This is a genomic window from Janthinobacterium agaricidamnosum (assembly GCF_003667705.1).
Taxonomy (GTDB): Bacteria; Pseudomonadota; Gammaproteobacteria; order Burkholderiales; family Burkholderiaceae_D; genus Janthinobacterium.
Genome location: NZ_CP033019.1, coordinates 3311141 through 3335500 on the forward strand (window position 1 = coordinate 3311141; position 24360 = coordinate 3335500).

A 24360-nucleotide genomic window follows, 5' to 3' on the forward strand; every position below is an offset into this window, starting at 1 on the left:
CATGTGTGTCGCGCGGCATGATTTTTTTCATGGAAGGCAGGAATATTTACAAAACCTGAAGCAATGTTGCTTTATTTCATGTAATCGAATGCTTTTCAATGATACATTTCGTGTGGATCGCGTTCCGATAGCCGCCCTTCCGGCCCCTATGGCGCGCGTCACGCACGATGCACTGTTTCCGTTGGCGCCCTGCCCTGCAGCGAGCGCCGGCACTGATAATAAAAAGGTAAAAGCCAGCACGATGTTTTCCAGTACCCCATCCGCCGCCCACCGCGAGGCCCGCCACGAGTTGGACAACCTCATGGAAGAGGCAGGCGACGTCGTGTTCCGGCTCGATACGGACGGCCTGATCCTGTTCGCCAGCAAGCGCGCGGCCACCCTGTTCGGCGCGCCCTCGGGCCTGTCCGGCCATTTGCTGCTGCCGCTGGCCACCGAAGCGTCGCGCGCGGCGCTGCAGGCGGCGCTGGAAGACGCGCTGGAAGAGCCGGGCCGCCTGGAAGTGCGCCTGCAAGCGCCGGACCAGGAAATCTGGTTCGAGCTGCGCCTGTCGTCTTATATGAACGCGGCCGGCGTGGCCGAATTGCTGGTGGTCGGGCGCGACACGTCGGCCCAGCACAACACGGAAGAACGGCTGCGCCACATGGCAACGCACGATGCGCTCACGGGTCTGCCGAACCGCCTGCTGCTGTCGGACCGCATCCGCATGGTGATCGCCCAGGCCGCCCGTTCGGGCCAGGGCTTTTCCGTCGCCACCATCGGCCTCGATGGTTTTAAAAAGGTCAACGATGGCCTGGGCCACCCCGTCGGCGACGCCGTACTGCGCCTGGCCGCCGCGCGCCTGCGCAAGACCCTGCGCGACAGCGACACCCTGGCGCGCGTGGGCGGCGACGAATTCGTCGCCGTGCTGCCTGGCAGCGCCACCGACGCCCAGATCAAGCTGGTGACGGGCCGCCTGCTGGCCACCCTGCAGGCGCCGTTCGAAGTCGATGGCCACACGATCTACGTGGGCGCCTCCGTCGGCGTATCGATCTATCCGCTGCACGCGGAGGATGAAGTGCGCCTGGTGGCGCTGGCCGATGCGGCCATGTCGCGCGCCAAGGAAACGGGCAAGGCCCGCTGCCTGGTCTACAGCCCGCGCCTGAACGGCCCGTCGGAACACGATATTTCGTTGGAAGCGGCCATGTTCCACGCCGTGCGCGAAGGCGAATTCCTGCTGTTTTACCAGCCCATCGTCGACGCGCACACGCGCCAGATCCAGGGCTTCGAAACCCTGATGCGCTGGAAGCATCCGACACTGGGCCTGGTGCCGCCCGTGCGCTTCATCCCGATTGCGGAAGCCAATGGCCTGATCAACCTGCTCGGCGCCTGGGCGTTGAAGGCGGCCTGCGTGCAGCTCAAGCAGTTCCAGGAAGTGGCCAAACGGCCGTTGTACATCTCCGTCAACATCAGCCCGCGCCAGTTCCGCAACGATAAATTCCTCGACGTGCTCGATGAAGCCATCGCGTTTTCGGGACTCTCCGGCGAACACCTGGTGCTGGAAATCACGGAAGGCACGCTGATGATCGACCCCGTGCATGCGGAAACCATCCTCGTCAAGATGACGGAGCGCCGCGCGCGCATCGCCATCGACGATTTCGGCACCGGCTACTCCTCGCTCGCGTATCTGAAGCGCTTCCCCATTTCCGTGCTGAAGATCGACCGCACCTTCATCAAGGACTTGCCCGAATCGAGCAAGGATGCGGCCATCTGCAACACCATTCTCGACCTGGCCAAGCATTTGAATTTGTCCGTCGTGGCCGAGGGCGTGGAAACCGAGGAGCAGATGCACTTCATCGAGTCGCGCGGCTGCCAGTACGTGCAAGGCTACCTGACGGGCAAGCCGATGCCGGCCCATGCCGCGCTATCGGCCTTGAGCGACAAAACCTATGCGGCGCTGGTGCCTGCGCCGTCTGCCAATGAACCGCGCGGAGGGGTGCAATGAATCCAGGTCATTTCACGGTACCGACACAGCTCGGCAAAAACACCCTGGACCTGCTGTGGGCGCGCACGCGACAGCAAGGCGACATGCCCGGCTTCGCGAAAGCCATCAGCGCCATCCTGGGCGCCATGCGCGGCGAGGATGACCACGAATTCGACATCACGCAAACGGTGCTGTCCGACCCTGTCCTCACGCACAAGGTGCTCAGGCTGGCCAACAGCGGCATGTATTCGGCCTTCGGCCAGCGCGTCAACACGGTCTCGAAGGCCGTGCTGGTGCTCGGCATCGACGCCATCGGCCACCTGGCGCTGGGCCTGAAGCTGATCGAGGAGCTGTCGCAGGCGTCGCCCGATTCCGTCAGCGCCCACGTGGAAATGGAAAAAGCCGTGCTGGCCGGGATGGTGGCGCAGCAGGTGGCCACCAGCGCCGGCAGCCTGCAGGCGGAGCAAGCCGTCGTCTGCTCCATGCTGCACACCCTGGGCCGCATGATGGTGACGTTCTACATGACGGATTTCTGGGCGCGCATGCAGGCGCATGCGGGTCCCGGCAACGAAGCTGCCGCCGCGCGCGAAATCCTCGGCCTGTCGCTGCCCGAAGTGGGCTATGCCACGGCCGCCCACTGGGGCTTGCCGCAGCACCTGATCAACGGCATGCGTCCGATGGACCCGTCGCCGGACAACTCCCCCGTCAGCGGCGCCGACTGGATGGCGGGCCTGTCGACGATGGCGGCGCGCTGCGCCGACTCGCTGTGGCATGACGATGCGGCCGGCGCGGCGCAGGTGCATGCGCTGATCGACGATTATGCGGGCACCCTGGGCATCACCGCGACCGACCTGGTGGTGGCGGTGGACAAGGCCAAGGCGATGGCGGCGGCCGACCTGTCGATCGCACCGCTGTCGAAACCGGCCGAACGGCGCGCGCGCCAGCTGGCCTCGACGCGCATGCGCGCCGAAGGCAATCGCGTGTTGATCGGCGGCCTGGCCGACCTGCGCGGCGCCATCGGCAGCGCCAGCCCGGGACAGATGGTCTCGATGGCACTCGAAACGCTGCACCAGGGCTTCGATTTTTCGCGCTCGGTGGCGTTCGTGCGCAACCACAGGGACCATTTGTATTCGGCGCGCATCAGCTTGGGCGAAGGCATGGCGGACCTGCAGGATTTGATGGTGTTTGGCGACGCGTATGAGCCGAACGTCTTCCATGCGGCCCTCAATAGCGACCGCGTGATCTTCATCGACAACGCGCGCGACCCGAAATTCGCCGCCAAGCTGCCGCAATGGTGGAAGACGACCCTGTCGGAAGCGCGCAGCTTCGTCGTGCTGCCGCTGTCGGCCAACGGCCACCCCACGGGATTTTTATATGGCGACTGGGACGACAGCTTCCCGCCGATCCAATTGAATCAGACGGAATTCAACCTGATCAACGATATCCGGGCGTTGCTGGTGCAGTCGGTGGAGATGCGCCATCAATTGGAACTGGTGGCGAACAAGGTAGCATGAGAACACCTGACCAAACCTACTGCGCGTCGGTATAGGCGGCCTGCGATGCTCACCGTACCAGAGTACGGTTGCGCTTCTCAGCCACCTCTCCCTTCCGCTCGCTACGGTTTTGTCAGGTGTCGCAAGCGTCGTTGTTAAACGAGAAAACGACCATCCAGGTCGTAGGTCGGATCAGGGCCGCAGGCCCGTCATCCGACAACATTCAACTTACTTCAGCTTCGGCGTATTCACGCTGACATCGCCGCATTGCGCGCGGTGCATCAGGGCGTGGTCAATCAGCACCAGCGCCAGCATGGCTTCAGCGATCGGCGTGGCGCGGATGCCCACGCAGGGGTCGTGGCGGCCGAACGTTTCCACCATCACGGGATTGCCCTCTTTATCGATCGAGCGGCGCGGCGTGCGGATCGACGACGTCGGCTTGATGGCGATCGACACGCTGATGTCCTGCCCCGTCGAAATGCCGCCCAGCACGCCGCCCGCGTTATTGCCGATAAAGCCTTCCGGCGTCAGTTCGTCGCCGTGCTCGGAACCCTTTTGCGCCACCGAATCGAAGCCGGCGCCGATTTCCACGCCCTTGACGGCATTGATGCCCATCATGGCATAGGCGATGTCGGCGTCGAGCTTGTCGTAGATGGGCTGGCCCAGACCGACCGGCACGTTTTGCGCGATCACGTCGATGCGAGCACCGATGGAATCGCCGTCGCGGCGCAGCTGGTCCATCGCCGCTTCCATACGCGCGATCAGATCCGCGTCGCCGCTGGCGGCAAAGAACGGGTTCGCATGCACATGCTCCCACGACTGGAACGGCACGGGAATATCGCCCAGCTGGCTCATGCAGCCCTTGAACGTGGTGCCGTACTGCTGCAGCAGCCATTTCTTGGCGATGGCCGCCGCGCCCACGACGGGTGCCGTCAGGCGCGCCGACGAGCGCCCGCCCCCGCGCGGATCGCGCACGCCGTATTTATGCCAGTAGGTGTAGTCGGCGTGGCCGGGGCGGAAGCTTTCCGCGATATTGCCGTAGTCCTTGCTGCGCTGGTCTTCATTGTGGATCAGCAGCGCGATGGGCGTACCCGTCGTCACGCCCTGGTACACGCCGGAGAGGATTTCCACGGTATCCGATTCCTGGCGCTGCGTCACGTGGCGCGAAGTGCCCGGCTTGCGGCGGTCCAGCTCGGGCTGGATATCGGCTTCCGACAGGATCAAGCCCGGCGGGCAGCCATCGATCACGCAGCCGATGGCCGGACCGTGCGATTCGCCGAAAGTGGTAACAGTAAACAGCTTGCCAAAAGAATTGCCGGACATAGTAGGAAGTGGTGAGGACTGGAAAACTCAATTCTACCAGCCTGCGGGGCATGCCATGCCGCTAATGCCAGGCCACTGCCCGATATTTACCCGCCACCCACCCTCCCGCCGCGCCTTTCGCCCCGCCCCAAACCGCCATTTTAAAATCCCGCGTTATTTTTTCGCATAAAAAATACCAAATAAGCGTCGCAATCATGCAATGCAAGAAATATTGCCCTACAGAATAGACTTAAAAAAACATTTTGCTTATTAAATAGCTATATACTTGGATCAGAGCGCGGCACACAATACTGAACGCCAACCCAGATTTAGGCTGCGCCGAGAGCACGTCACAAAATGCCCAGGGCCAGGCGTCGTTGCCGAAGACAGTACGCAAGTACGGCGAGGCAACGCAACGATAGTTGAGTGCTGTTTTTCGTTGTTCCAGAGTGCATCAGAAATGCCCAGGGCTAGGCGTACTGCCGAAGACAGTACGCGAGTACGGCGAGGCAGTACAACAACGCCATGGACATTTCTGATGTGCTCACGTTCCGTATTGAGTCATCCTGGAGAAGCTATACATGCCCGCACCGATCATCCCCCTTGACGCCAACAAGGACGATCACGACGACCTGGTATTCCTCGATGAGCAACCAGCGGCGTCGCTGGCCGTCGCACAGCGCAGCGTCTGGAGGGTGATGATCATCGACGACGATGAAGACGTCCACTCCACCACCACATTCGCCCTGGGCAATCTGGAAATGCAGCACCGCCCGCTGGAATTCGTGCATGCGTATTCGGCCGGCCAGGCGCGCGAACTGCTCAAGCATGAAGACGACATCGCCGTCATCCTGCTCGACGTGGTCATGGAACAGGATGATGCGGGCCTGCACCTGGTGCGCTACATACGCGAAACGCTGAAAATGACGGACGTGCGCATCATCCTGCGCACGGGCCAGCCCGGCTATGCGCCGGAAATCGACGCCATCCGCGATTTCGACATCAACGACTACAAGACCAAGTCCGAACTGACGCGCATCAAGCTGTTTACCACGGTGACGGCGGCCATCCGCTCGTACGAGCAGATCCGTTCAATCAACAGCAGCCGGCGCGGCCTGGACCGTATCGTCCACGCCAGCACGCAGCTGATGGCGCTGCATGGCGTACAGAATTTCTCGGCCGGCGTGCTGGCGCAGATCGCCGACCTGCTGGGCACCCGGGCCGACGGCGTGCTGTGCGTGCAGGACTTGCAGGACAATGGCAGCAAGGAGCTGCTCGTTTCGGCCTGCACGGGCAGCTTTTCCAGCCTGCCGCACAGCGCCCTGTGCGGCCTGCAAAACCCGCGCGTGATGGCCGCCATCGAACACACGCTGGCGCAGCGGCGCAATGTCTACGCGCACGACTACGCCACGCTGTACTTCGCGGGCAAGGCCGGCCGCGACGCGGCCGCCTACCTCGTGCTGCCGCGCCCCCTTTCCGCCATCGATGAAAGCCTGCTGGAAGTATTCTGCAGCAACGTCGCCGTGGGCTTGGACAACGTCGAGCTGGTATCGCACTTGCACAACGCCGCCTTCTACGACCAGTTGTCGAAGCTGCCGAACCGCACCCGCCTGGTGGAAATTCTCGACGCCACCCTGGCCGGTCCCGCGCGCGACGACGCCACGTTGTCGCTGGTCGACCTCGACCACTTTGCCGAAACCAACGACGCGCTGGGACATCAGTTCGGCGATACGCTGCTGATCGCCGTGGCGGGCCGCTTGCAAACCCAGCTGGGGCCGCAGCTGACGGTGGCGCGCCTGGGCGGCGATATCTTTTGCGTGCTGGGCGACTCGTCCCAAGTCAACCCAGGCAATATCCTGGCCCTGTTCCAGCCGCCGTTCTGCATCGATGGCCAGGACGTGCAACTGTCAGCCACCCTGGGCCTGGTGCGCCTGGGCGAACATGCGGGCACGGGCGCCGATGCACTGAAGGATGCCGACATCGCGCTGAAACGGGCAAAAAGCCAGCAGCGCGCCGGGCACTTCTATTTTTCGCGCAGCATGGGCATCGAAATCCGCGAACGGGTGCGCATGATGCACGCGCTGCGCACGGCTTTCAGCCAGGACCAGCTGTTTGTCGTGTACCAGCCGCAAATCGACCTGACCACGCGCCGGCCCGTGGGCGCCGAAGCGCTGCTGCGCTGGCAGACGCCGGACGGCAAGTTCATCTCGCCCGACCGCTTCATTCCGATCGCCGAGTATTCGGGCATCATCATCGACCTCGGCGAATGGGTGCTGCGCACGGCGTGCCGCGAACTGGTGCTGCTGCGCGAGCAGGGCCACCGCAATTTCGTCATGTCCGTCAACGTGTCGCAAGTGCAGTTTCGCCACCCGCTGTTCCTGGAAATGCTGCGCGCGGCGCTGGAAGAAACGCAGGCGCCGCCCGAATTCATCGAGCTGGAAATCACGGAATCGATGGCCATGGAAGAGCCGGACTTATTGATCAAGATGCTGTGGCAGATCAAGCAGACGGGCGTGAGCATCGCCATTGACGACTTCGGCACGGGCTTTTCCTCGCTGTCCTATTTGCAGCGCCTGCAGGTCGACCGCCTGAAGATCGACCGCGCCTTCGTCACCGAGATCACAGGATCGGCGCGCGGCAGCAGCATCGCCGAAATGGTCATCCAGCTGGGCCGCAACCTGGGCCTGGCCGTGATCGCCGAAGGCGTGGAAGACGAGCGGCAAGCGCAAATCTTGCAGGCGCTGGGTTGCCCGATGGCGCAAGGCTTTCTGTTCGCCCGCCCCATGACGGCCACGGCTCTGGGCACCTGGCTGAACAACGAGGCGCTGCAGGGGGCGGCATAGGCTGCACCTTGGATCGCGAATGCAAAACGCCGGCAATCGCCGGCGTTGTTTTTACTGCATGAGTAAAGCTTAGTCGGTGGTTTCAGCCGGCCAGTCGCGAATGTACGCTTTCAGCATCTGGTTTTCAAAGCTTTGCGCTTCAAGCACGGCGCGCGCCACGTCGTAGAAGGAAATGACGCCCAGCAAGGTCTTGGCATTCATGACGGGCAGGTAGCGCGCGTGCTTTTCCAGCATGATGCGGCGCACTTCGTTGACTTCCGTATCCGGGGTCACGGTGATCGGGTGGTCATCCATGTGCTTGCGCACGGTGCCGCCGCCGATCTGGCCCGCGTTTTCATGCAAGGCATTCAACACTTCACGGAAGGTCAGCATGCCGACCAGGTCGCCAAATTCCATGACCACCAGCGAACCGATGTCTTTTTCAGCCATGGTATTGGCCGCGTCAAGCAGGGGCTGGTCAGGCGTGACCGTGTAGAGGATATTGCCCTTGACTTGGAGAATTTCAGATACTTTCATATTGGCCGTCCTGTCCGCGTGATTGGTATTTTAGTTATTCTAAGCCCTTACTGCGACTGTAGCCTATGCCTGCGGAAAAATCCAGCCTTGTGCGCAATCAAATCGAAGGGGATTGCGCGCAACTTTTCATCAGCCCCGGCGGCGGAACCACCCGGCAATCGAGAGGCGCTCGCGCGCCGTCGGCAGCACTTCGTGCAGCATCTCCCCCGACATGAACATGGCCATGCGGCCCGCCTGCGGCAAGATATCCACCTGAGCGCCATCCTGCGGATGCAAACGCAGCGCGCCGCCATGCCCGGGCAGCCAGTCGTCGTTCAGGTACAGCACGACGGACACGGTGCGCTTGTCGTCGTCGCGGAAACGGTCCAGATGGGCCCGGTAAAAGGCGCCCGGCGCGTACAGGGCGAAATGGCTTTCATACTCTTCCAGCCCCAGGAACAGCTCGCGGTTGAGCATGCGGCGCAGCGCTTCCATGTGTTCCAGGTAGCGGTCGCACGCGCTTGACCTGCCCGTTTCCAGCCATTCGATATGGTCGCCGCGGATGTCGGGCTGCAGCAGCGGCGCATGGCCGCTGCCCACGCCGGCCCCCTTCATCTTGCCGCTGAGCATGGATTGCACGCATTCGGCGGCCAGCTGGCGGCTCAGTTCAGGGGAAATGAAATGCTCTTGCATGAGCCAGCCTGCCTGGCAGAGGCCGTCGACGATAGAGGGTCCGGGTACGGCAAGGGAGCCGTCGAACGATATTGCGGGCATAAAATCTTTCCTGGTGGACATGCATGAGAGTGCGCCTGAAGCCCAGGATTTCGTTCGCTTGCAACTGCTTCCCTGCGGCGCGGCGCACGCGCACAGCTAAGACAGCCCGAATATCGCTGATACGATATCGTACCACCGCCGCACCGTGCCGGTCACTTTTTTTACACTTCAGGTTACACGCGAGCTGAGCCTGACCGTCCGCCAGCACGGCCCCATGCGCCCTGCACAGGAGCCCTTTTGCTCAGCTGCAAATCAGGTTACGATCTTGCCACTATAAAACTTGGCGGAGACACCATGAGCGGCCCGAAATACCCCGGTTTCGATACCTTATCCCTGCATGCGGGTGCCGCGCCCGACCCGGCCACGGGCGCGCGCGCCACGCCCATCCATTTCACGTCCTCGTTTGCCTTCAAGAGTTCGGACCATGCGGCCTCGCTGTTCAATATGGAACGGGCCGGCCACGTCTACTCGCGCATCTCGAATCCCACCAACGCCGTGCTCGAAGAGCGCATCGCCGCCCTCGAAGGGGGCGTGGCCGGCATCGCCACGGCCAGCGGCCAGGCCGCCATGCACCTGGGTTTATGTACCATCGCCGGCGCCGGCTCGCACATCGTGGCCTCGCGCGCCCTGTACGGCGGCTCGCACAACCTGCTCGCCTACACATTAAAACGCTTCGGCATCGAGACGACCTTCGTCGACCCGCGCGACGTGGACGCCTGGCGCGCTGCCATCCGCCCGAATACCAAAGTCCTGTTCGCGGAAACCCTGGGCAATCCCGGCCTCGACGTGCTCGATATCCCGACCATTGCCGCCCTGGCGCACGAGCAGCACTTGCCGCTGATGCTCGATTCGACGTTCACCACGCCGTATTTGCTGCGCCCCTTCGAGCATGGCGCCGACCTGGTGTTCCACTCGGCCACCAAGTTTTTATGCGGCCATGGCACGGCCATCGGCGGCTTGCTGGTCGACGGCGGCACTTTTGATTGGCAGGCGGCCTACGACCAGACGGGCCGTTTCGCCGAACTGTGCGAACCGTATGACGGCTTTCACGGCATGGTCTTCGCCGAGGAATCGACGGTGGCGCCGTTCGCCCTGCGCGCGCGGCGCGAAGGCTTGCGCGACTTCGGCGCCGTCATGAGCCCGCACAACGCCTTCGCCATCCTGCAGGGCATCGAAACCCTGGGCTTGCGCATGGACCGCCACGTGGCCAATACGCGCAAGGTCATCGATTTTCTGCTGGTCAATCCGGCCGTGGAATCCGTGTCCTACCCGGAACTGCCGTCGCATCCCGATTACGAGCTGGCCAAGACCCTGCTGCCGAAGGGCGCGGGCGGCGTCTTCACCTTCCGCCTGCGCGGCGACCGCACGGCGGGCCAGCGCTTCGTCGACAGCCTGAAGATCTTTTCGCACCTGGCCAACGTGGGGGACGCCAAGTCGCTCGTCATCCACCCCGCCTCCACCACGCACTTCCGCGTGCCCGACGATCAACTGGCGCAGGCAGGCATCACGCAGGGCACCATGCGCTTGTCGGTGGGCCTGGAAGACGCCGACGATTTGATCGAAGACCTGGCCCGTGGCCTGAAACTGTCGCAGAAAGGCGCCTGACATGCAGCTCACCATTGAGAACACCACGGCCTACTGCTACACGGGCGGCAAGCCATTCAACCCGAACCAGCCCACGGCCGTCTTCATCCACGGCGCGCAAAACGACCATAGCGTGTGGGCCCTGCAGACGCGCTACTTTGCTCACCACGGCTGGAACGTGCTGGCCGTCGACTTGCCGGGCCATGGCCGCAGCGGCGGCGCGGCGAAAACCAAGGTCGAGGAACTGGCGCGCTGGATCCTCGCCGTGCTGGACGGGGCCGGCGCACCCAGGGCCATGCTGATCGGCCACAGCATGGGATCATTGATCGCGCTGGAAGCGGCATTCCTGGCACCGGATCGCGTCAGCCACCTGGCCATGCTCGGCTCCACCTACCCGATGAAAGTCTCGCCGGCGCTGCTGGAAACATCGCTCAACGATGAACAGGCGGCCATCGACATGGTCAATATCTGGTCGCACTCGTCGATCGCGCAAAAGCCCTCGTTTCCCGGCCCCGGCTTCTATGCCATGGGCGGCGCGCGGCGCCTGAAACAGCGCATCGCCGCGCTCAATCCCGCTCACGTGTTTCACACGGATTTTTCTGCCTGCAATGCCTACGCGAACGGCGAAATCGCGGCCGCTTCGGTACACTGCCCCACTTTATTCATTTTCGGCGCGCGCGACATGATGACGCCGCCCAAGTCGACCCGGCTGCTGACGTCCACCATAGCGCATGGCACCGTGGTGCAGGTCGACAGCGGGCACGAATTGATGGCCGAGCAGCCGGACGCCGTGCTCGACGCGCTGTTTGCGTTTGCGCAAACGGCAGCGGCAGCGGCAGCGGCATGAACGCTTTTTTTAGGATAGATGCACATGTTGTTGAATACCCTGTTTGAAGAATTGACCGGCCGCGGCAGCGGCACGGAGGCGGAGCGGCACGAACGCTACAACTGGCTGCAACAGCTGCGTTTCAATAACCCGCAAGCGGAAGAAGGCGGCCCGATGGCCGGCATTCCGTACTACCAATGGTGCCGGCTGCCGCAAGCGCTGATCGTCGCGGGCCAGCACACGGACCTGCTGGTCGGCACCACGAGCGCACTGTATCTGGTCTTCGAGGGCCGCCACGCGGCCGCGTTTGCGGCCGAACTGGGCCTGCAATACGACGCCAACAACCGCATCGACCGCCCCGGCGGCCTCGACGAGCTGCTCGATGCCTATGAAGAGCAGGACGACGGCAGCTGGGCCACCCTGCCGAACGAAGCGCCAGCGCCGCCGCTTGCCGGCTGGGACGACGTGTACTTCCGCGTGCGCGACCTGAGCGACGGCAGGACCATCCAGAGCGTGACCACCATCGCCTACGAAAGCAGCCGTTTCCCTGGCTACACCCTGCTGGGCACGACCATGGTGGGCGCGGGCGCCATCGCCCACGACGACGAGACGGCGGAATATTTGCAGCAAATCTTCGCCGACTGGGCCATTCAGCGCGAATGCGCCGATGTCTGTCTGCCAGCGCAGGAACCGTGGCCCCACGCGCCGCGCCAGACGCCGCCCGCGCCTTTCGGTACCCCCTTCGATTTTGCCCGCAATCTCGCCTATCTTGACACCCTGCTGGCCGCCTACGAACGCGCGCAGGGGCAGGCGGAAATCGATGGCGGCGATAGCGCTTACTGGGCATGCGCGGCCGCCAGCGTGGCTTACCAGGTCTTCTCGCTGCGCTACACGGCAGGCCTGCCCTTGCCCGAAGTGGAAACGGCGCTGGAAGCTGCCATCGGCGCCTGCGAAGCGGCACGCGCGGCCCTGGCCGAGGCCTACGATGACGATGCCTTGCCCGCCTTTGATTTCGAACAATTGACGGATTACGCGCGTACCCTGCAGCTGCTGGGCGCGGCCCTGCTGTTCGGCCGCCACGACCTGGCCGCCCGCCTGGCCGCCCTGCAGACGGCCTTCGACGGCGAAGACGGCGTGTACGAAGCGCTGCTGTCGACGATCGATGCGCAGCGTCCAGCCGTCGACGAATGGTATTTCGCCGAGCCCTATTCGGCCCTGTTCGAGTGCCTGGACGCGGACGATGCCGCGCAGCAGCTGGAACACCTGCGGCACTATCTGGCCAGCTGGCATGGCGCGCTGGTGCACGAAGACTGGTTCAACGGCCATTTGCGCGCGCACGGCCTGGGCGGCTACTACGGCCTGTGGGCCTTCGAGGCGGCCGCCGTGGCCAAACACCTTGGCCTGGAGCGCTGCGCGCTGGCCCACTGGGTGATGCCGCCCACGCCCTGAATGCCCCGTTTACTTTTAGATAAATATCAATGATCAATACCGCAGCCCTGTTCGGCACCGCATTTTTACCCGGCCAGGCCGGCTTCGACATCGAGACGATCACGGGCCTGGCTGAATGGCGGCTGGACGTACCCGTGCTGTTCAAGCTGCTCATCGGCGCCGGCACGCAAGCAGTCGCCTGGCCCATCTACGGCGATGGCGAAGACTGCCCCTGCGTGCTGGCCGCGCCGATGGCGCAGGCACAGGCCAGCTGGCAAGCGTTGTCCGCGCTGATGGACCGGCCGCGCGACGCGGCCGCCATCGTCGCGCGCAGCGCCATCAGCAGCCTGCTGGCCAGCGGCCAGGCGTGGCTGATCCTCGATTGCGTGCAGCTGATCGCGCACGATATCGGCACGCCGGAATACGCGGCCGCGCTCGAGGCCCTGCGCGCCGAGGCGCATGCCCTGCACTCTGCCCTGCAGCGCGGCGACCGGGACGCGTTGGCGCCGCTGCTGGCCGCTGGTTCCGCATCGCCTGCGACCGGCTACTGGTCGGCGTCCGCCAGCGCGCAACTGGCCGATGTCGAGGAACTCGATGCGGAAGATGTACCGTTCCTGCAAGGCCTGGAAGTGGCGGGATGGGAGGAAGACGCGCTGTGCTATGCAGTCAGCGCCGCCGCTGAACCGGACGTCACCGGCCTCGTCACGCCCTATGGCCGCTGGATCGTGCCGCTGTCGCAGCGCTATGTCGACCTGGGCGTTTACTACGCGGACGATGGCTGGATCACCTTTGCCACGGCGGACGCCCCCGATGCACACGGCGTGCTGGACCTGAACGGCACGGTGGTGCTGCCGCCGTCCCCCGGAGCCCTGTACGTCATCAGCCCCCATCTGGTACAGAGAATCGCGCCGGACGGCGCCAGCCGCCTGCTGCGCCTGCCCGACGGCGCGCTGCTGATGGACGGGGTGGACAACATCTGCCAGCGCGACGATGGTTTGATCGACATCGAACGCCAGACGGGCGATGACGACGAGCGCAATGTGCACGGCGTGGTCGACACCACGGGCAAGGTGGTGGTGCCGGCCTCCTACAGCTCCGTGCAGGATTTCGGCACGAAGAAGAAAATCGCCATCGTCAGCCAGCGCATCGCCGGGCGCTTCCTGTTTGGCCTGGTCAATAGCCAGGGCGAGCTGCTGGCGCCCTGCCAGTACGAAGCCATCGATAGCGCCACCACGTCGTCGCCGCCCAAGCTGCGCAAGAATCTGATCTTCGCCATCGATGCGCAAGGCCTGGCCTGCATGCTGACGCCCGATGGCAAGCAGGCGTTTACGCCGCTATATCCGCCCGCCCACTATCTGCGCGGCGTGGCCGTGCAAAGCGACTTTTTATATGTGGTCAACGATGGCATGGCCTGGAGCATGGATTTCACGGGCCAGCTGCTGGAGCAGTTCGACACCGTGGAGAACTTCAAGGCGGCCATCACGGCGCAATTGAGCGAGTCCATCGGCCTGGGCAAGAAAAAACCCGCCAAGCGCCGCAGTTTCACGCCGGCGCAGATCCTGGCCAAGGCCGACCGCGAGCAGTTGCGCGCGCTGGCCGCGCTGCTCTTGCTGGGCGATGCGGCACTGGCCGCACGCTGCGTGGACATCACCCTGGAAGAACTGGCGGATGACGACCCGGAAGAGGAATACGAAGGCGAGACGCCCGAAGCGGCGTGTTTCTTCCTGCTCTGGTCCACGGCCGCCGATGCGCTGGGCCACGGCACCACCCTGGACTGGAAATCGGTCGATGAAGTGCCGCGCATCGCCCGGCACATCGACCTGCCCGCGCTGCGCGATTTTTCGTGGGCGCAGCGCGAGGATGGCGACGCGATGGCCGAAGGCCTGGCCGCCATCGCCACCCACCTGGCGCCGCATCAGCTGCGCCTGGTGAACCTGCACGGCGGCGAGGACACGTATTATCTGGGCGTGGTACGCACGCAGGATGCGGCCGCGTTCAGCAAGGCGGCGCTGCAGGCGGTCCTGCGGCCCGTGCTGCTGTGACGGCTTGCCGGCCCGTCTGCTGATATCGCACCCGGCCGGCAACATGGAGCGCCGTTGCTGGCCGGGTGCATCTTTACTTGACGGAACGATCGAACAGCGCCTTGTCAAAACGCAGGGTAATGACTTCGGTATCGTCCGGCTTGCCTGGCTTGCGTCCGTCTTCACCGGGGTAGTTCGTGTCAATTGCCACGACTAGCGTGTGGGCATCGAGGACTTCAACGCTCTCCACCGAGTCGAAAGGCATGCTGAACTTACCCACGGGCATATTGCTCGCCTGCCCGCCGATGCCTTTGGGGTCGGAGATATTCAGCAAGTCCACCAGCAGCGTTTTCTTGAGGGCGCCATCAGCATCTTTCTCCTTCAGGTCGACCAGGTACAGGCGCTTGATCACGGCCTTGGCGCCCCAGAAGCCGTCGCGCTCGATGAGCACGAACTTGCTGCCGCCGACATTGGTCATGTCGCCGATCACGACGCCATTATCCTTGGCCGCGCCATCCTTGCGGTACACGAGGTTCTTGCCGGTATAGCGCATGGCGGCGGGGTCGAACTCGAAGATGTTCAGGTAGCGCTCATCCGCGGTAACGGGCCGCAGGGACGGGTCGCTTGGCGCCGCTTCCGGCACCGCGTAGAGCAGGCTGCGGTCGGCGTTATAGGCCAGGCTTTCGAAACCGCGGCTGCCTGACAGGGTGATGCTGGCGCCCTTGCCCAGCACTTCCGGATTGGCCGGGCTGCGCAGGAAGGGATGGGGAACGGGATCGCCCATGAGCGTGCCGTTTTTGTCGAAGTGCAGGATATACGGGCCGAACTCCTCGCCCACGAACCAGGTGCCATCGGCGGCGCGCGCGAGCGATTCAATGTCGAAGTCAAAACCGGTCAGCAGGCGGCCCGCGCGAATGCGCGCATCGACGGCGATACCGCTGTCGGAAAAGACCAGCCCGCCGGAGGTGTTGCTTGGGTAGTTGACATAGTCGGCCGTGATTTTCAGGTCGATGCCCTTGCCGTCGTTTAAGAAACCCCTGGCGTCGTTGAAGGCGAGAAAACTGTTGATCTTGATGCTGCCCGGCGTCTTGCTGGCGTCTGCGTCCGTGCGGAAGTTGATGCTGGCGTTATACAGGCCGAGCACGAAATCGGCCGAATTGCCCTTGGCGCCGTAGCCATTGTCGGCCATGGCAGTCCAGCTGCCGTCGTCATTCCTCAGCAGAGCGGAGAAGCCGGGAATCGGCACGCCATTGGCAAACGGCGGGCTGACGCCAAGCGCCGCGGCCATGAACTGTCCGGAAACCGGCGCCGGCCAGCGCGCCGTGTCAGGCAACGCTGCCCAGCCGACCAACTGGTGCGGCAGCCCTTCCCCCTCCTTGGGCACCGCGTCGGGAGCCGCAGAGGAACTGCCGCCGCAGGCAGCCAGCATGCCGCTCACCATCACGATGGCCAAGCCGCGGCTCCAATTCAAACCGCTCAAATGACAACGCATATTTGCTTCCTCTACAAGATGAATGGAGAGGAAAGCTTACCGGCCTTCGGTGACCAGTCTATGACATGCGTCGCTATCGCGCGGGGCAGATGCAGGCAGCGCGCGCACCGCCGGGCCCGTCAATTGCAGCGCACTTCCCCGAAATGCTGCGCCAGGCTCAGGCCCAGTCCCTGCTCCACGGCGTTTTCCACCTGCGCGGCCAGCGCGGCCGCCTCTTCCGCCGCCTTGATGTCGCGCTCGTTGGTGGAGCCGGCCGGATAGCCGGAGTTCACGCGCATGCCGCCGAAGACGAACAGGCGGTAGACGTCGGCCAGGCTGATGCGGTTGACGTTGCCCAGCAAGACCCAGTGGTCGGAACTGTCGGCCACGCGCTTGCCCCACTGTACCCGCACGGCGCCGTCCACGTTGACCCGTCCCACCCAGCCCTGCTGCACCATCTTGTCGAGCAGGGTTTCCATCTCTTCGAAGCCCAGGCGCGTGCTGCGGCGGATCTCGGCCGCGCCCACGAGGGCCGAATCGGCGCAGTGGCACGCCTGGTGCAGCACTTTCAGGATGGCGACGGCGTCGACGAATTCGCTGCCCGGTGCCGCTTCGTACCACCAGCGCTCGTATTTCACGACGGGCAAGGCGGCCACCAGCAAGGCGCCCACCAGGGTGATCATCCAGCTCAGGTATATCCACACGAGGAACAGCGGCAAGGCGGCCAGCGCGCCATAAATGCGCGAATAGGTGGGGAATTCCTGGATGAATTCGCCGAAGCCGCGCTTGGCCACCTCGAACGCCAGCGCCGCCAGCAAGCCGCCCCAGGCCGCGTCGCGCCAGTCCACGTCGCGGTTCGGCACGGCGATGTAGAGCAAGGTAAACGCCAGCATGGTCAGGCCGATCGACACCAGCGTGTAAAACACGGCGCCGATGAACGGCACGGCGCCCACCACGCCGCTGGTGGCCATGAAGAGGCGCGAGGTCACCGTCAGCGACACGCCCACCAGCAGCGGCCCCAGGGTGACGATGGCCCAGTAGACGAGCAAACGCTTGGTCCAGCGGCGCTCCTGGCGCACGCGCCAGATGCGGTTGAAGACGCGCTCGATCAAGCCCATCATGCCCACCGAGGTGACGATCAGGGCGCCCGCACCGATGGCCGACAATCGCGTCGCCTTCGAGGCAAACGTCGTCAGGTAGTCGAGGATGGTGTTCGAGATGCCCTTGGGCATCACGCTTTGCACGAAATAGTCTTCCAGCGCGTGGCGGAAGGTATTAAACAGGGGGAAGGTGGTGAAGATGGCCAGGGCCAGCGTGAGCAGCGGCACCAGCGCGAACACGGTGGCGAACGTCAGGCTGCCGGCCACTTGCGGCAGGCTTTCCTCGCGCACGCGGCGGCGCGCGAACTGCAGCAGGTCGCGCGTTTCGGACCACGTCAGGCCGCGCACGACGTCCAGCCCCATGCTCAGGGTGCGCCACAGGTATTGGAAGAACGGGAATATATATTTTGAAAACATGTGCAAAATCAGAACGGCGCCATGACAGCAGTCGTATCAGGCTGTAAAGCGCCCTATAATACCAATGATGAAGCCAACCAATCTGATTATTCTCGTATTGTTTTATTCACGCCATGGCGCCACGCGCCAGTTGGCCGAGCTGATAGCCCAGGGAGTGGAAAGCGTGCCTGGCTGCGATGCGCGCCTGCGCACCGTGCCCGCCGTCTCCACCGTAACGGAAGCGACGGCGCCCGAGGTGCCGCCTGATGGCGCGCCTTATGTGGAACTGGACGACCTGCAGGAATGCGCGGGCCTGGCCCTGGGCTCGCCCACGCGCTTCGGCAACATGGCCGCCGCCATGAAGTACTTCTGGGATGGCACGGCCAGCGACTGGCTGGCCGGCAGCCTGTCCGGCAAGCCCGCCTGCGTGTTCACGTCCACGGGCAGCCTGCACGGCGGCCAGGAATCGACCCTGCTGTCGATGATGATCCCCCTCTTCCACCACGGCATGCTGGTCATGGGCTTGCCCTACACGCACCCGGAACTGATGACCACCTCCACGGGCGGCTCGCCGTATGGCGCCACGCACTGGTCGGGCATAGACGGCGACAAGGCCTTGAGCGACGATGAAAAACGCCTGGCCGTCGCGCTGGGCCGGCGCCTGGCGGAAAACGCCGCGAAACTGGCAGGCGCATGATGCACGGCACACTGCACAAGTATTTTCACTGGGGCGCCATCGCCAGCCTCGTCACCCTGATCGTCTGGTGTCTGCTGTGGGAAACCGTCGTCGCGCCCCTGCAGCCGGGCGGTTCCTGGGTCGTATTGAAAGCGGCGCCCCTGCTCATTCCCCTGTACGGCGTCATCAAGCGCGACGTCTACACCCTGCAATGGTCGTCGATGGTGATCCTGCTGTACTTTACGGAAGGCGTGGTACGCGGCTACAGCGACACGAACCCCACCTCGGCCCTGATGGCCTGGGGCGAGGCGGCCATCGTCTGCGTCTATTTTGTCTGCGCCGTGCTGTATCTGCGCCCGTATAAAAAGGCGGCCAAGCGCATGGCCAAAGAGCTTCTGGAAAAAGTGAATAAAGTGAGCATCAAGAAATGACTGGTCAAACCGATTTCCTCGCCGCCTGCCGCGACCTGCTGGGCGACACCTACGTCCTCACCTTGGACGCCGACACGGCGCCCTTCCTCACCGACTGGCGCGACAGGTTTACGGGCAAGGCCCTGGCCGTGCTGCGCCCCGCCACCGTGGAGCAGGTGGCCGCAATCCTGCGCGCCTGCGCGCAATGGCAGGTGCCCGTCGTGCCGCAGGGCGGCAATACGGGCCTGGTGCTGGGCAGCATCCCCGATGCGGCCGGCACGGCCGTCGTGCTGTCGCTGGCGCGCCTGAACAGCATCCGCGCGCTCGATCCCGTCAACCGCACGATCACGGTCGATGCCGGCTGCATCCTGCAAACCATCCAGGAAGCGGCCAGTGCCGCCGGCTGTCTGTTCCCCCTGTCGCTGGCGGCCGAAGGCAGCTGCACCATCGGGGGGAATCTGGCGACGAACGCGGGCGGCACGGCAGTACTGCGCTACGGGAACACGCGCGAGCTGTGCCTGGGCCTGGAAGTGGTCACGCCTCAGGGCGAGATCTGGAGCGGCTTGCGCGGCCTGCGCAAGGACAATACCGGCTACGATTTGCGCGACCTGTACATCGGCGCCGAAGGCACTCTGGGCGTGATCACGGGCGCGGTCATGAAGTTGTACCCGCAGCCGAAGGCCTGCATCACGGCGCTGGCCGCCATGCCCTCGCCCGCCCACGCCCTGCGCTTGTTAAGCCTGATGCAGGACCATTGCGGCGCCAGCCTGACGGGTTTTGAACTGATGTCGCAATACTGTTTGCAACTGGTAGCGGAGCAATTTCCGCAGCTGCCGCGCCCGTTCGCCGACGCGCATGGGCAGTCGCATGGGCAATATGTGTTGCTGGAACTGTCCAGCAGCCAGTCCGAGGCGCATGCCGTGGAATTGCTCGAAGCGAGCATCGGCGCGGCCCTGGAAGACGAGTTGATCGAAGACGCCGTCGTCGCCAGTTCCGTGGCGCAGTCCGAAGGCCTGTGGCAGCTGCGCGAACATATTCCGCTGGCGCAGGCGCAGGCGGGCAAGAACATCAAACACGATATCTCGCTGCCCATTTCCCGCATCGCCGACTTCATCGCCGTCACGGATGCGGCCCTTGCGTCAGCCTTCCCCGGCTGCCAGCTCGTGTGCTTCGGCCACCTGGGCGACGGCAACCTGCATTACAACGTGGCGCCGCCAGCCGGCATGACGGACCGGGATTTCCTGGCCAACCAGGATGCCATCAACCGCATCGTGCACGACCAGGTCCACGGCTTTGGCGGCTCGATATCGGCCGAGCACGGCATCGGCGCACTGAAAAAGGCGGATCTGGCGCACTACAAGTCGCCGCTGGAACTGCAGCTGATGCGCGCCGTGAAGCAGGCGCTGGACCCGCAAAACATCATGAATCCGGGGAAGATATTGTGAAGCCATCGTCTCTCCTGCTCTGCGCCATGGCCTTGCTGGCCGGTTCCGCCAGCGCGCAGGACGTCTACAAATGTGTGCAGGATGGCCAGACCAGCTATAGCGCCACGCCCTGCACGGGCGGCCAGCTGCAGATCCTGGAAGTTCCCTCGCCTCCGCCCGCCGTCGACAAGGGCGCGGCCACGCGTCAGGAACGGGTGGCCAGCCAGATGGAAGCGGCGCGCAAGAAGCGCGAAAACCTGGAAGACCAGGCGCGCGAACGGGCCGCCAAACAGAAGGAAATGCACGAGAAGCATTGCGCCCAGCTACGGCTGGAACAAAAATGGGCGGCGCAGGACGCCGTCGGCGCGGGTGATAAAACCCGCAATGCGGCGCAACTGAAAGCGCGGCGCGCCGGCGAGCGCCTGGCCGTTGAATGTCTGAATTGAGTGCGCCGGCAGCCAATCCTGCAGGTATGCGCCTGTTGTCGCGCTGGCTGCTGCTGGGCGAATGGCGCGCGCATCCCGTGCGTGCCTTCGTCGCCATCCTCGCCATCGCCATCGGCGTGTCGCTGGGCTTTGCCATCCATTTGATCAACGCGGCCGCCTTCAATGAATTTTCCACGGCCGTCAAAAGCCTGTCCGGCCAGGCCGACGTGCAGGTGGCCGGACGCGAAGCGCTGTTCGACGAAGCCGTCTACCCGTGGCTGGCGCAGCGCGACGGCGTGGCCGTTGCCTCGCCCGTGCTGGAACTGCAAGCCGGCGTGAGCGACAAGAAGGACGGCGGCCCGCTGCACATCCTGGCGCTCGACGTCTTCCGCGCCGGCTTCATCTCGCCCGACCTGATCGGCGCGCCGGCCGAAGGCCAGCCTTTCGACACCCTGGCCGACGACGCCATCTTTTTATCGCCTGCCGCCTTGCGCTGGCTCGACGTCGCCGAAGGCGGCCAAGTCGCGCTGCAATCGGGCACGGGCACGGTGTCCCTGCGCGTGGCCGGTTCGCTGCAGCGCGCGCGCGCCGGCCAGCGCATCGCCGTGATGGATATCGGTGCGGCGCAATGGCGCTTCAACAAGCTGGGCAAGCTGTCGCGCATCGACTTGAAACTGCGCCAGGGCGTCAACCGCGACGCCTTCCAGGCCGCGCTGAGCAGCGCGCTGGAAACGCAGTACCCGGGGCGTTTCCAGGTAGGCCAGCCGAATGATGAAAACCAGAATAGCCGCAACAATAACCTGAGCCGTGCCTACCGCGTCAACCTGACGGTGCTGGCCCTGGTCGCCCTGTTTACGGGCGCGTTCCTCGTGTTTTCCACGCAGGCCCTGTCCGTCATCCGCCGCCGCGGCCAGTTCGCGCTGCTGCGCGTGCTGGGCATGGAGCGCAGGCCATTGCTGCGCCAGGTGCTGCTGGAAGGCGCCAGCCTGGGCGTGGTCGGCGCCGCGCTGGGCATCGCCGGCGGTTATGCCATGGCGGCCGTCGCCCTGCGCTTTTTCGGCGGCGACCTGGGCGCCGGCTATTTCGCGGGCGTGCAGCCGCAGGTGCAATTCACGCCCGTCGCCGCTTTCGTGTATTTCGCGCTGGGCCTCGGCGTGGCCTTGCTGGGTTGCGCCGCGCCCGCGCTGGAAGCGGCGCGCGCGGCCCCCGCCATCGCCCTGAAATCGGGCAGCGAAGAAGTTGTGACGACGCGCCTGGCCAAGACCTGGCCAGCGCTGGCGTGTCTGCTGCTGGCCGGCGCCTTGACGTTCCTGCCGCCCGTCTTCGAGCTGCCCCTGTTCGGCTATCTGTCCATCGCCCTGCTGCTGATCGGCGCCATCGCCCTGATGCCGCAGCTGGCGGCCGTCGTCTTCCGCGCCCTGCAAGCCGCCTGGCTGCGCACGGAAACGAGCAAGCATGCGCCCGTGCGCAGCCTGACCGTGGCCCGCCTGGCGAACGCCTCGGGCCAGGCCGGCATCGCGCTCGGTGGCGTGCTGTCGAGCTTTAGCCTGATGGTGGCGATGGCGATCATGGTGTCGAGTTTCCGCGTTTCCGTCGACGACTGGCTGCTGCAGATCCTGCCGGCCGACGTGTACACGCGCCCGGCGGCCAGCGGCGGCACGGCGGGCCTGAACCCGCGCGAACAGGCGAGCATCACCGCCCTGCCCGGCGTGGCCAGGGTGGATTTCCAACGCCTGCGCTCGCTGTCGCTGGCGCCGGACCGCCCGAACGTCATGCTGCTGGCGCGCCCCATCAACTTGCGGGACCCTGGCAAGAGCATGGTACTGGTGGGCGACACCCTGCCCGTGCCGGCAGGCAGCCGGCCCGTGTGGCTGTCCGAAGCGGCGGCCGACCTGTACAACGTCAAGCCTGGCCAGCAGATCGCGCTGCCGCTGGCGGGCGGCCGGCACAAGTTCTTCGTCGCCGGCATCTGGCGCGACTATGCGCGCTCGTCCGGCGCCATCCAGATGCCGCTGGACGACTACCGCGCCCTGACGGGCGATATGGACGTCAGCGATGCGGCCCTGTGGCTGGCCAAAAATACCACGGGCGAGCAGTTGCAGCAGCGCCTGAAAGCCCTGCCCTTCGGCGCCAGCCTGGAAGTATCGAACCCGTCGGCCATCCGCGCCCTGAGTCTGCAGATCTTCGACCGCAGCTTCGCCGTCACGTATTTACTGGAAGCCATCGCCATCGTCATCGGCCTGTTCGGCGTGGCCGCCACGTTCTCGGCCCAGACCCTGGCGCGCGCGCGCGAATTCGGCATGCTGCGCCACGTGGGCGTGACGCGCGGCCAGATCCTGTCCATCCTGGCGCTGGAAGGCGGCGCGCTGACGGCGCTGGGCATCGCCACCGGTTTTGTGTTGGGCCTGTTGATCAGCTTTGTGCTGGTCTTCATCGTCAATCCGCAATCGTTCCACTGGACCATGCAGCTGCACCTGCCGTGGTCCTTGATCGCCACTGTGGCCGGCGCCCTGCTGACGGCCGCCGCCCTCACTGCCCTCATCGCGGGGCGCCAGGCGCTGTCCGCTGGCCCCATCCGCGCCGTCAGAGAGGACTGGTAATGCGCCGTTTGACTTGTTTATTATTGTTTTGCAGCGCCGCCGCCATCGCCGCGCCGCCCGCGTTCGCCCCCGTCACGCCGCTGCCGGCCGGCCAGACCCTGCGCATGCCGCACGATTTCGGCGCCCATCCCGCCTATAAAACGGAATGGTGGTACGCCACGGGATGGGTAAAAACCGCCGGCGGCGAGCAGCTGGGCTACCAGGTGACATTCTTTCGCAGCGCCACGTCCGCCGACGCGGACAACCCCAGCGCCTTCGCGCCGAAACAGCTGATCATCGGCCATGCGGCCCTGTCCGATCCGAAAGTGGGCAAGCTGCTGCACGACGAGAAAAGCGCGCGCGAAGGCTTCGGCCTGGCCTACGCCAAGGTGGGCGACACGGACGTGAAACTCGACGACTGGCGCATGCAGCGCCAGACCGACGGCAGCTACAAGGTCAGCCTGGCCGCGCGCGACTTCAGCTTGCAGCTGACCCTGGCGCCCACGCAGCCCGTGCTGCTGCAGGGCGTTGGCGGCTATTCGCGCAAGGGCGCGCGGCCCGCGCAATCGAGTTACTACTACAGCGAGCCGCAGCTGCGTACCACGGGCACCATCGCCCGCGCGGGCGGCAAGCCGGAAGCGGTGACGGGCGCCACCTGGCTCGATCACGAGTGGTCGAGCCAGGTGCTCGATGCGGACGCCAGCGGCTGGAACTGGATAGGCGCCAACCTCGCTGACGGCGGCGCCCTGATGGCCTTCCAGATCCGCAGCAAGACAGGTGCTAAACTATGGGCGCACGCGACATGGCGCGATGCGTCCGGTAAGATGACGCAGTACGCGCCCGGCGACGTCGATTTCACGCCCACGCAGCTGTGGCGCTCGCCCCGCACACAGGCCGAATACCCGGTCGCCACCGAGATCCGCACGGGTGCCACGCGCTGGCAGATCAAGCCCCTGCAGGCGGACCAGGAGCTCGATTCACGCCGCTCGACGGGGGCCGTGTACTGGGAAGGCGCCGTGACGGTGGAGCGCGACGGCCAGCCGGTCGGGCGCGCCTACCTGGAAATGACGGGCTATGTCCAGCCGATGAAGTTGTAAGCAATGCATAAAATGCCGGGGTCAGACCCATCGGGTCTGACCCCGGACAAGCAAAA

The 24360-nt window shown here is 64.7% G+C and carries 18 protein-coding genes; 13 read left to right on the forward strand and 5 right to left on the reverse strand.

What is annotated here, in order from left to right:
• Positions 1-241 precede the first annotated feature (241 nt).
• Together D9M09_RS15040 and D9M09_RS15045 are read left to right on the forward strand one after the other, a co-directional pair.
• Positions 242-1981, forward strand: a complete 1740-nt coding sequence (locus tag D9M09_RS15040; protein WP_070224478.1) for a putative bifunctional diguanylate cyclase/phosphodiesterase — start codon at positions 242-244, stop codon at positions 1979-1981.
• The gene (locus tag D9M09_RS15045) at positions 1978-3474 is read left to right on the forward strand and encodes an HDOD domain-containing protein (protein ID WP_070224427.1); all 1497 of its coding nucleotides are present in this window, start codon (positions 1978-1980) and stop codon (positions 3472-3474) included. The genes D9M09_RS15040 and D9M09_RS15045 overlap by 4 nt, the downstream gene beginning before the upstream one ends.
• Before the next feature lie 207 nt (positions 3475-3681).
• On the opposite strand, the gene aroC is transcribed toward D9M09_RS15045, so the two are convergent.
• Positions 3682-4776 (reverse strand): chorismate synthase, encoded by a 1095-nt coding sequence (gene aroC, locus D9M09_RS15050; RefSeq protein ID WP_121669762.1) that lies wholly within the window; start codon positions 4774-4776, stop codon positions 3682-3684.
• 560 nt (positions 4777-5336) lie between these two features.
• On the opposite strand from aroC, the gene D9M09_RS15055 reads away from it, so the two are divergent.
• Positions 5337-7598 (forward strand): putative bifunctional diguanylate cyclase/phosphodiesterase, encoded by a 2262-nt coding sequence (locus D9M09_RS15055; RefSeq protein ID WP_121669763.1) that lies wholly within the window; start codon positions 5337-5339, stop codon positions 7596-7598.
• A gap of 69 nt (positions 7599-7667) precedes the next feature.
• Here D9M09_RS15055 and D9M09_RS15060 read toward each other — a convergent pair whose 3' ends face one another.
• Together D9M09_RS15060 and D9M09_RS15065 are read right to left on the reverse strand one after the other, a co-directional pair.
• Complete coding sequence (locus D9M09_RS15060) at positions 7668-8114, reverse strand: CBS domain-containing protein (protein ID WP_010398828.1); 447 nt, start codon at positions 8112-8114, stop codon at positions 7668-7670.
• A gap of 129 nt (positions 8115-8243) precedes the next feature.
• Positions 8244-8867 (reverse strand): 2OG-Fe(II) oxygenase, encoded by a 624-nt coding sequence (locus tag D9M09_RS15065; protein WP_121669764.1) that lies wholly within the window; start codon positions 8865-8867, stop codon positions 8244-8246.
• Between the two features lie 294 nt (positions 8868-9161).
• Between D9M09_RS15065 and D9M09_RS15070 the strand changes: the two genes are divergently transcribed.
• Genes D9M09_RS15070 through D9M09_RS15085 form a run of 4 tightly spaced genes read left to right on the forward strand, consistent with a single transcriptional unit; the run spans position 9162 to position 14747 of the window.
• On the forward strand, positions 9162-10472 hold the full coding sequence (locus D9M09_RS15070) for an O-acetylhomoserine aminocarboxypropyltransferase (RefSeq protein WP_070224431.1): 1311 nt from the start codon (positions 9162-9164) through the stop codon (positions 10470-10472).
• A gap of 1 nt (position 10473) precedes the next feature.
• A complete protein-coding gene (locus D9M09_RS15075; protein ID WP_121669765.1) occupies positions 10474-11298 on the forward strand; it encodes an alpha/beta fold hydrolase in 825 nt (274 codons plus the stop codon).
• A 24-nt stretch (positions 11299-11322) separates the two neighbouring features.
• Positions 11323-12726 carry a PoNe immunity protein domain-containing protein gene (locus tag D9M09_RS15080; protein WP_162995704.1) on the forward strand — a complete coding sequence of 468 codons (1404 nt, stop codon included), beginning with the start codon at positions 11323-11325 and terminating at the stop codon, positions 12724-12726.
• A gap of 29 nt (positions 12727-12755) precedes the next feature.
• The gene (locus tag D9M09_RS15085) at positions 12756-14747 is read left to right on the forward strand and encodes a DUF6630 family protein (protein WP_121669767.1); all 1992 of its coding nucleotides are present in this window, start codon (positions 12756-12758) and stop codon (positions 14745-14747) included.
• A gap of 73 nt (positions 14748-14820) precedes the next feature.
• Here D9M09_RS15085 and D9M09_RS15090 read toward each other — a convergent pair whose 3' ends face one another.
• Both D9M09_RS15090 and D9M09_RS15095 read right to left on the reverse strand, forming a co-directional pair.
• On the reverse strand, positions 14821-16170 hold the full coding sequence (locus tag D9M09_RS15090) for an esterase-like activity of phytase family protein (RefSeq protein WP_240453666.1): 1350 nt from the start codon (positions 16168-16170) through the stop codon (positions 14821-14823).
• A 167-nt stretch (positions 16171-16337) separates the two neighbouring features.
• Positions 16338-17714 (reverse strand): YihY family inner membrane protein, encoded by a 1377-nt coding sequence (locus tag D9M09_RS15095; RefSeq protein ID WP_227741983.1) that lies wholly within the window; start codon positions 17712-17714, stop codon positions 16338-16340.
• 67 nt (positions 17715-17781) lie between these two features.
• On the opposite strand from D9M09_RS15095, the gene wrbA reads away from it, so the two are divergent.
• Genes wrbA through D9M09_RS15125 form a run of 6 tightly spaced genes read left to right on the forward strand, consistent with a single transcriptional unit; the run spans position 17782 to position 24304 of the window.
• Positions 17782-18390, forward strand: coding sequence for an NAD(P)H:quinone oxidoreductase (gene wrbA / locus D9M09_RS15100; protein ID WP_121671103.1), 609 nt, complete (start codon positions 17782-17784; stop codon positions 18388-18390).
• On the forward strand, positions 18390-18800 hold the full coding sequence (locus tag D9M09_RS15105; RefSeq protein WP_070224481.1) for a DUF2069 domain-containing protein: 411 nt from the start codon (positions 18390-18392) through the stop codon (positions 18798-18800). Before wrbA ends, D9M09_RS15105 begins: the two co-directional genes overlap by 1 nt.
• Positions 18797-20224: an FAD-binding oxidoreductase gene (locus D9M09_RS15110; protein WP_121669769.1), complete on the forward strand. Its 1428-nt coding sequence runs from the start codon at positions 18797-18799 to the stop codon at positions 20222-20224. The genes D9M09_RS15105 and D9M09_RS15110 overlap by 4 nt, the downstream gene beginning before the upstream one ends.
• Positions 20221-20649, forward strand: coding sequence for a DUF4124 domain-containing protein (locus tag D9M09_RS15115; protein WP_083287885.1), 429 nt, complete (start codon positions 20221-20223; stop codon positions 20647-20649). The genes D9M09_RS15110 and D9M09_RS15115 overlap by 4 nt, the downstream gene beginning before the upstream one ends.
• Positions 20637-23228: an FtsX-like permease family protein gene (locus D9M09_RS15120; RefSeq protein ID WP_070313247.1), complete on the forward strand. Its 2592-nt coding sequence runs from the start codon at positions 20637-20639 to the stop codon at positions 23226-23228. The genes D9M09_RS15115 and D9M09_RS15120 overlap by 13 nt, the downstream gene beginning before the upstream one ends.
• Positions 23228-24304 (forward strand): lipocalin-like domain-containing protein, encoded by a 1077-nt coding sequence (locus D9M09_RS15125; RefSeq protein WP_121669770.1) that lies wholly within the window; start codon positions 23228-23230, stop codon positions 24302-24304. Before D9M09_RS15120 ends, D9M09_RS15125 begins: the two co-directional genes overlap by 1 nt.
• Positions 24305-24360 lie beyond the last annotated feature (56 nt).

Excerpts from the sequence above, each read along its gene's own strand:
- D9M09_RS15040 (WP_070224478.1), top strand. The coding sequence starts at position 242 with ATGTTTTCCAGTACCCCATCCGCCGCCCACCGCGAGGCCCGCCACGAG.
- D9M09_RS15045 (WP_070224427.1), top strand. The coding sequence starts at position 1,978 with ATGAATCCAGGTCATTTCACGGTACCGACACAGCTCGGCAAAAACACC.
- aroC (WP_121669762.1), bottom strand. The coding sequence starts at position 4,776 with ATGTCCGGCAATTCTTTTGGCAAGCTGTTTACTGTTACCACTTTCGGC.
- D9M09_RS15055 (WP_121669763.1), top strand. The coding sequence starts at position 5,337 with ATGCCCGCACCGATCATCCCCCTTGACGCCAACAAGGACGATCACGAC.
- D9M09_RS15060 (WP_010398828.1), bottom strand. The coding sequence starts at position 8,114 with ATGAAAGTATCTGAAATTCTCCAAGTCAAGGGCAATATCCTCTACACG.
- D9M09_RS15065 (WP_121669764.1), bottom strand. The coding sequence starts at position 8,867 with ATGCCCGCAATATCGTTCGACGGCTCCCTTGCCGTACCCGGACCCTCT.
- D9M09_RS15070 (WP_070224431.1), top strand. The coding sequence starts at position 9,162 with ATGAGCGGCCCGAAATACCCCGGTTTCGATACCTTATCCCTGCATGCG.
- D9M09_RS15075 (WP_121669765.1), top strand. The coding sequence starts at position 10,474 with ATGCAGCTCACCATTGAGAACACCACGGCCTACTGCTACACGGGCGGC.
- D9M09_RS15080 (WP_162995704.1), top strand. The coding sequence starts at position 11,323 with ATGTTGTTGAATACCCTGTTTGAAGAATTGACCGGCCGCGGCAGCGGC.
- D9M09_RS15085 (WP_121669767.1), top strand. The coding sequence starts at position 12,756 with ATGATCAATACCGCAGCCCTGTTCGGCACCGCATTTTTACCCGGCCAG.
- D9M09_RS15095 (WP_227741983.1), bottom strand. The coding sequence starts at position 17,714 with ATGTTTTCAAAATATATATTCCCGTTCTTCCAATACCTGTGGCGCACC.
- wrbA (WP_121671103.1), top strand. The coding sequence starts at position 17,782 with ATGAAGCCAACCAATCTGATTATTCTCGTATTGTTTTATTCACGCCAT.
- D9M09_RS15105 (WP_070224481.1), top strand. The coding sequence starts at position 18,390 with ATGCACGGCACACTGCACAAGTATTTTCACTGGGGCGCCATCGCCAGC.
- D9M09_RS15110 (WP_121669769.1), top strand. The coding sequence starts at position 18,797 with ATGACTGGTCAAACCGATTTCCTCGCCGCCTGCCGCGACCTGCTGGGC.
- D9M09_RS15120 (WP_070313247.1), top strand. The coding sequence starts at position 20,637 with ATGTCTGAATTGAGTGCGCCGGCAGCCAATCCTGCAGGTATGCGCCTG.
- D9M09_RS15125 (WP_121669770.1), top strand. The coding sequence starts at position 23,228 with ATGCGCCGTTTGACTTGTTTATTATTGTTTTGCAGCGCCGCCGCCATC.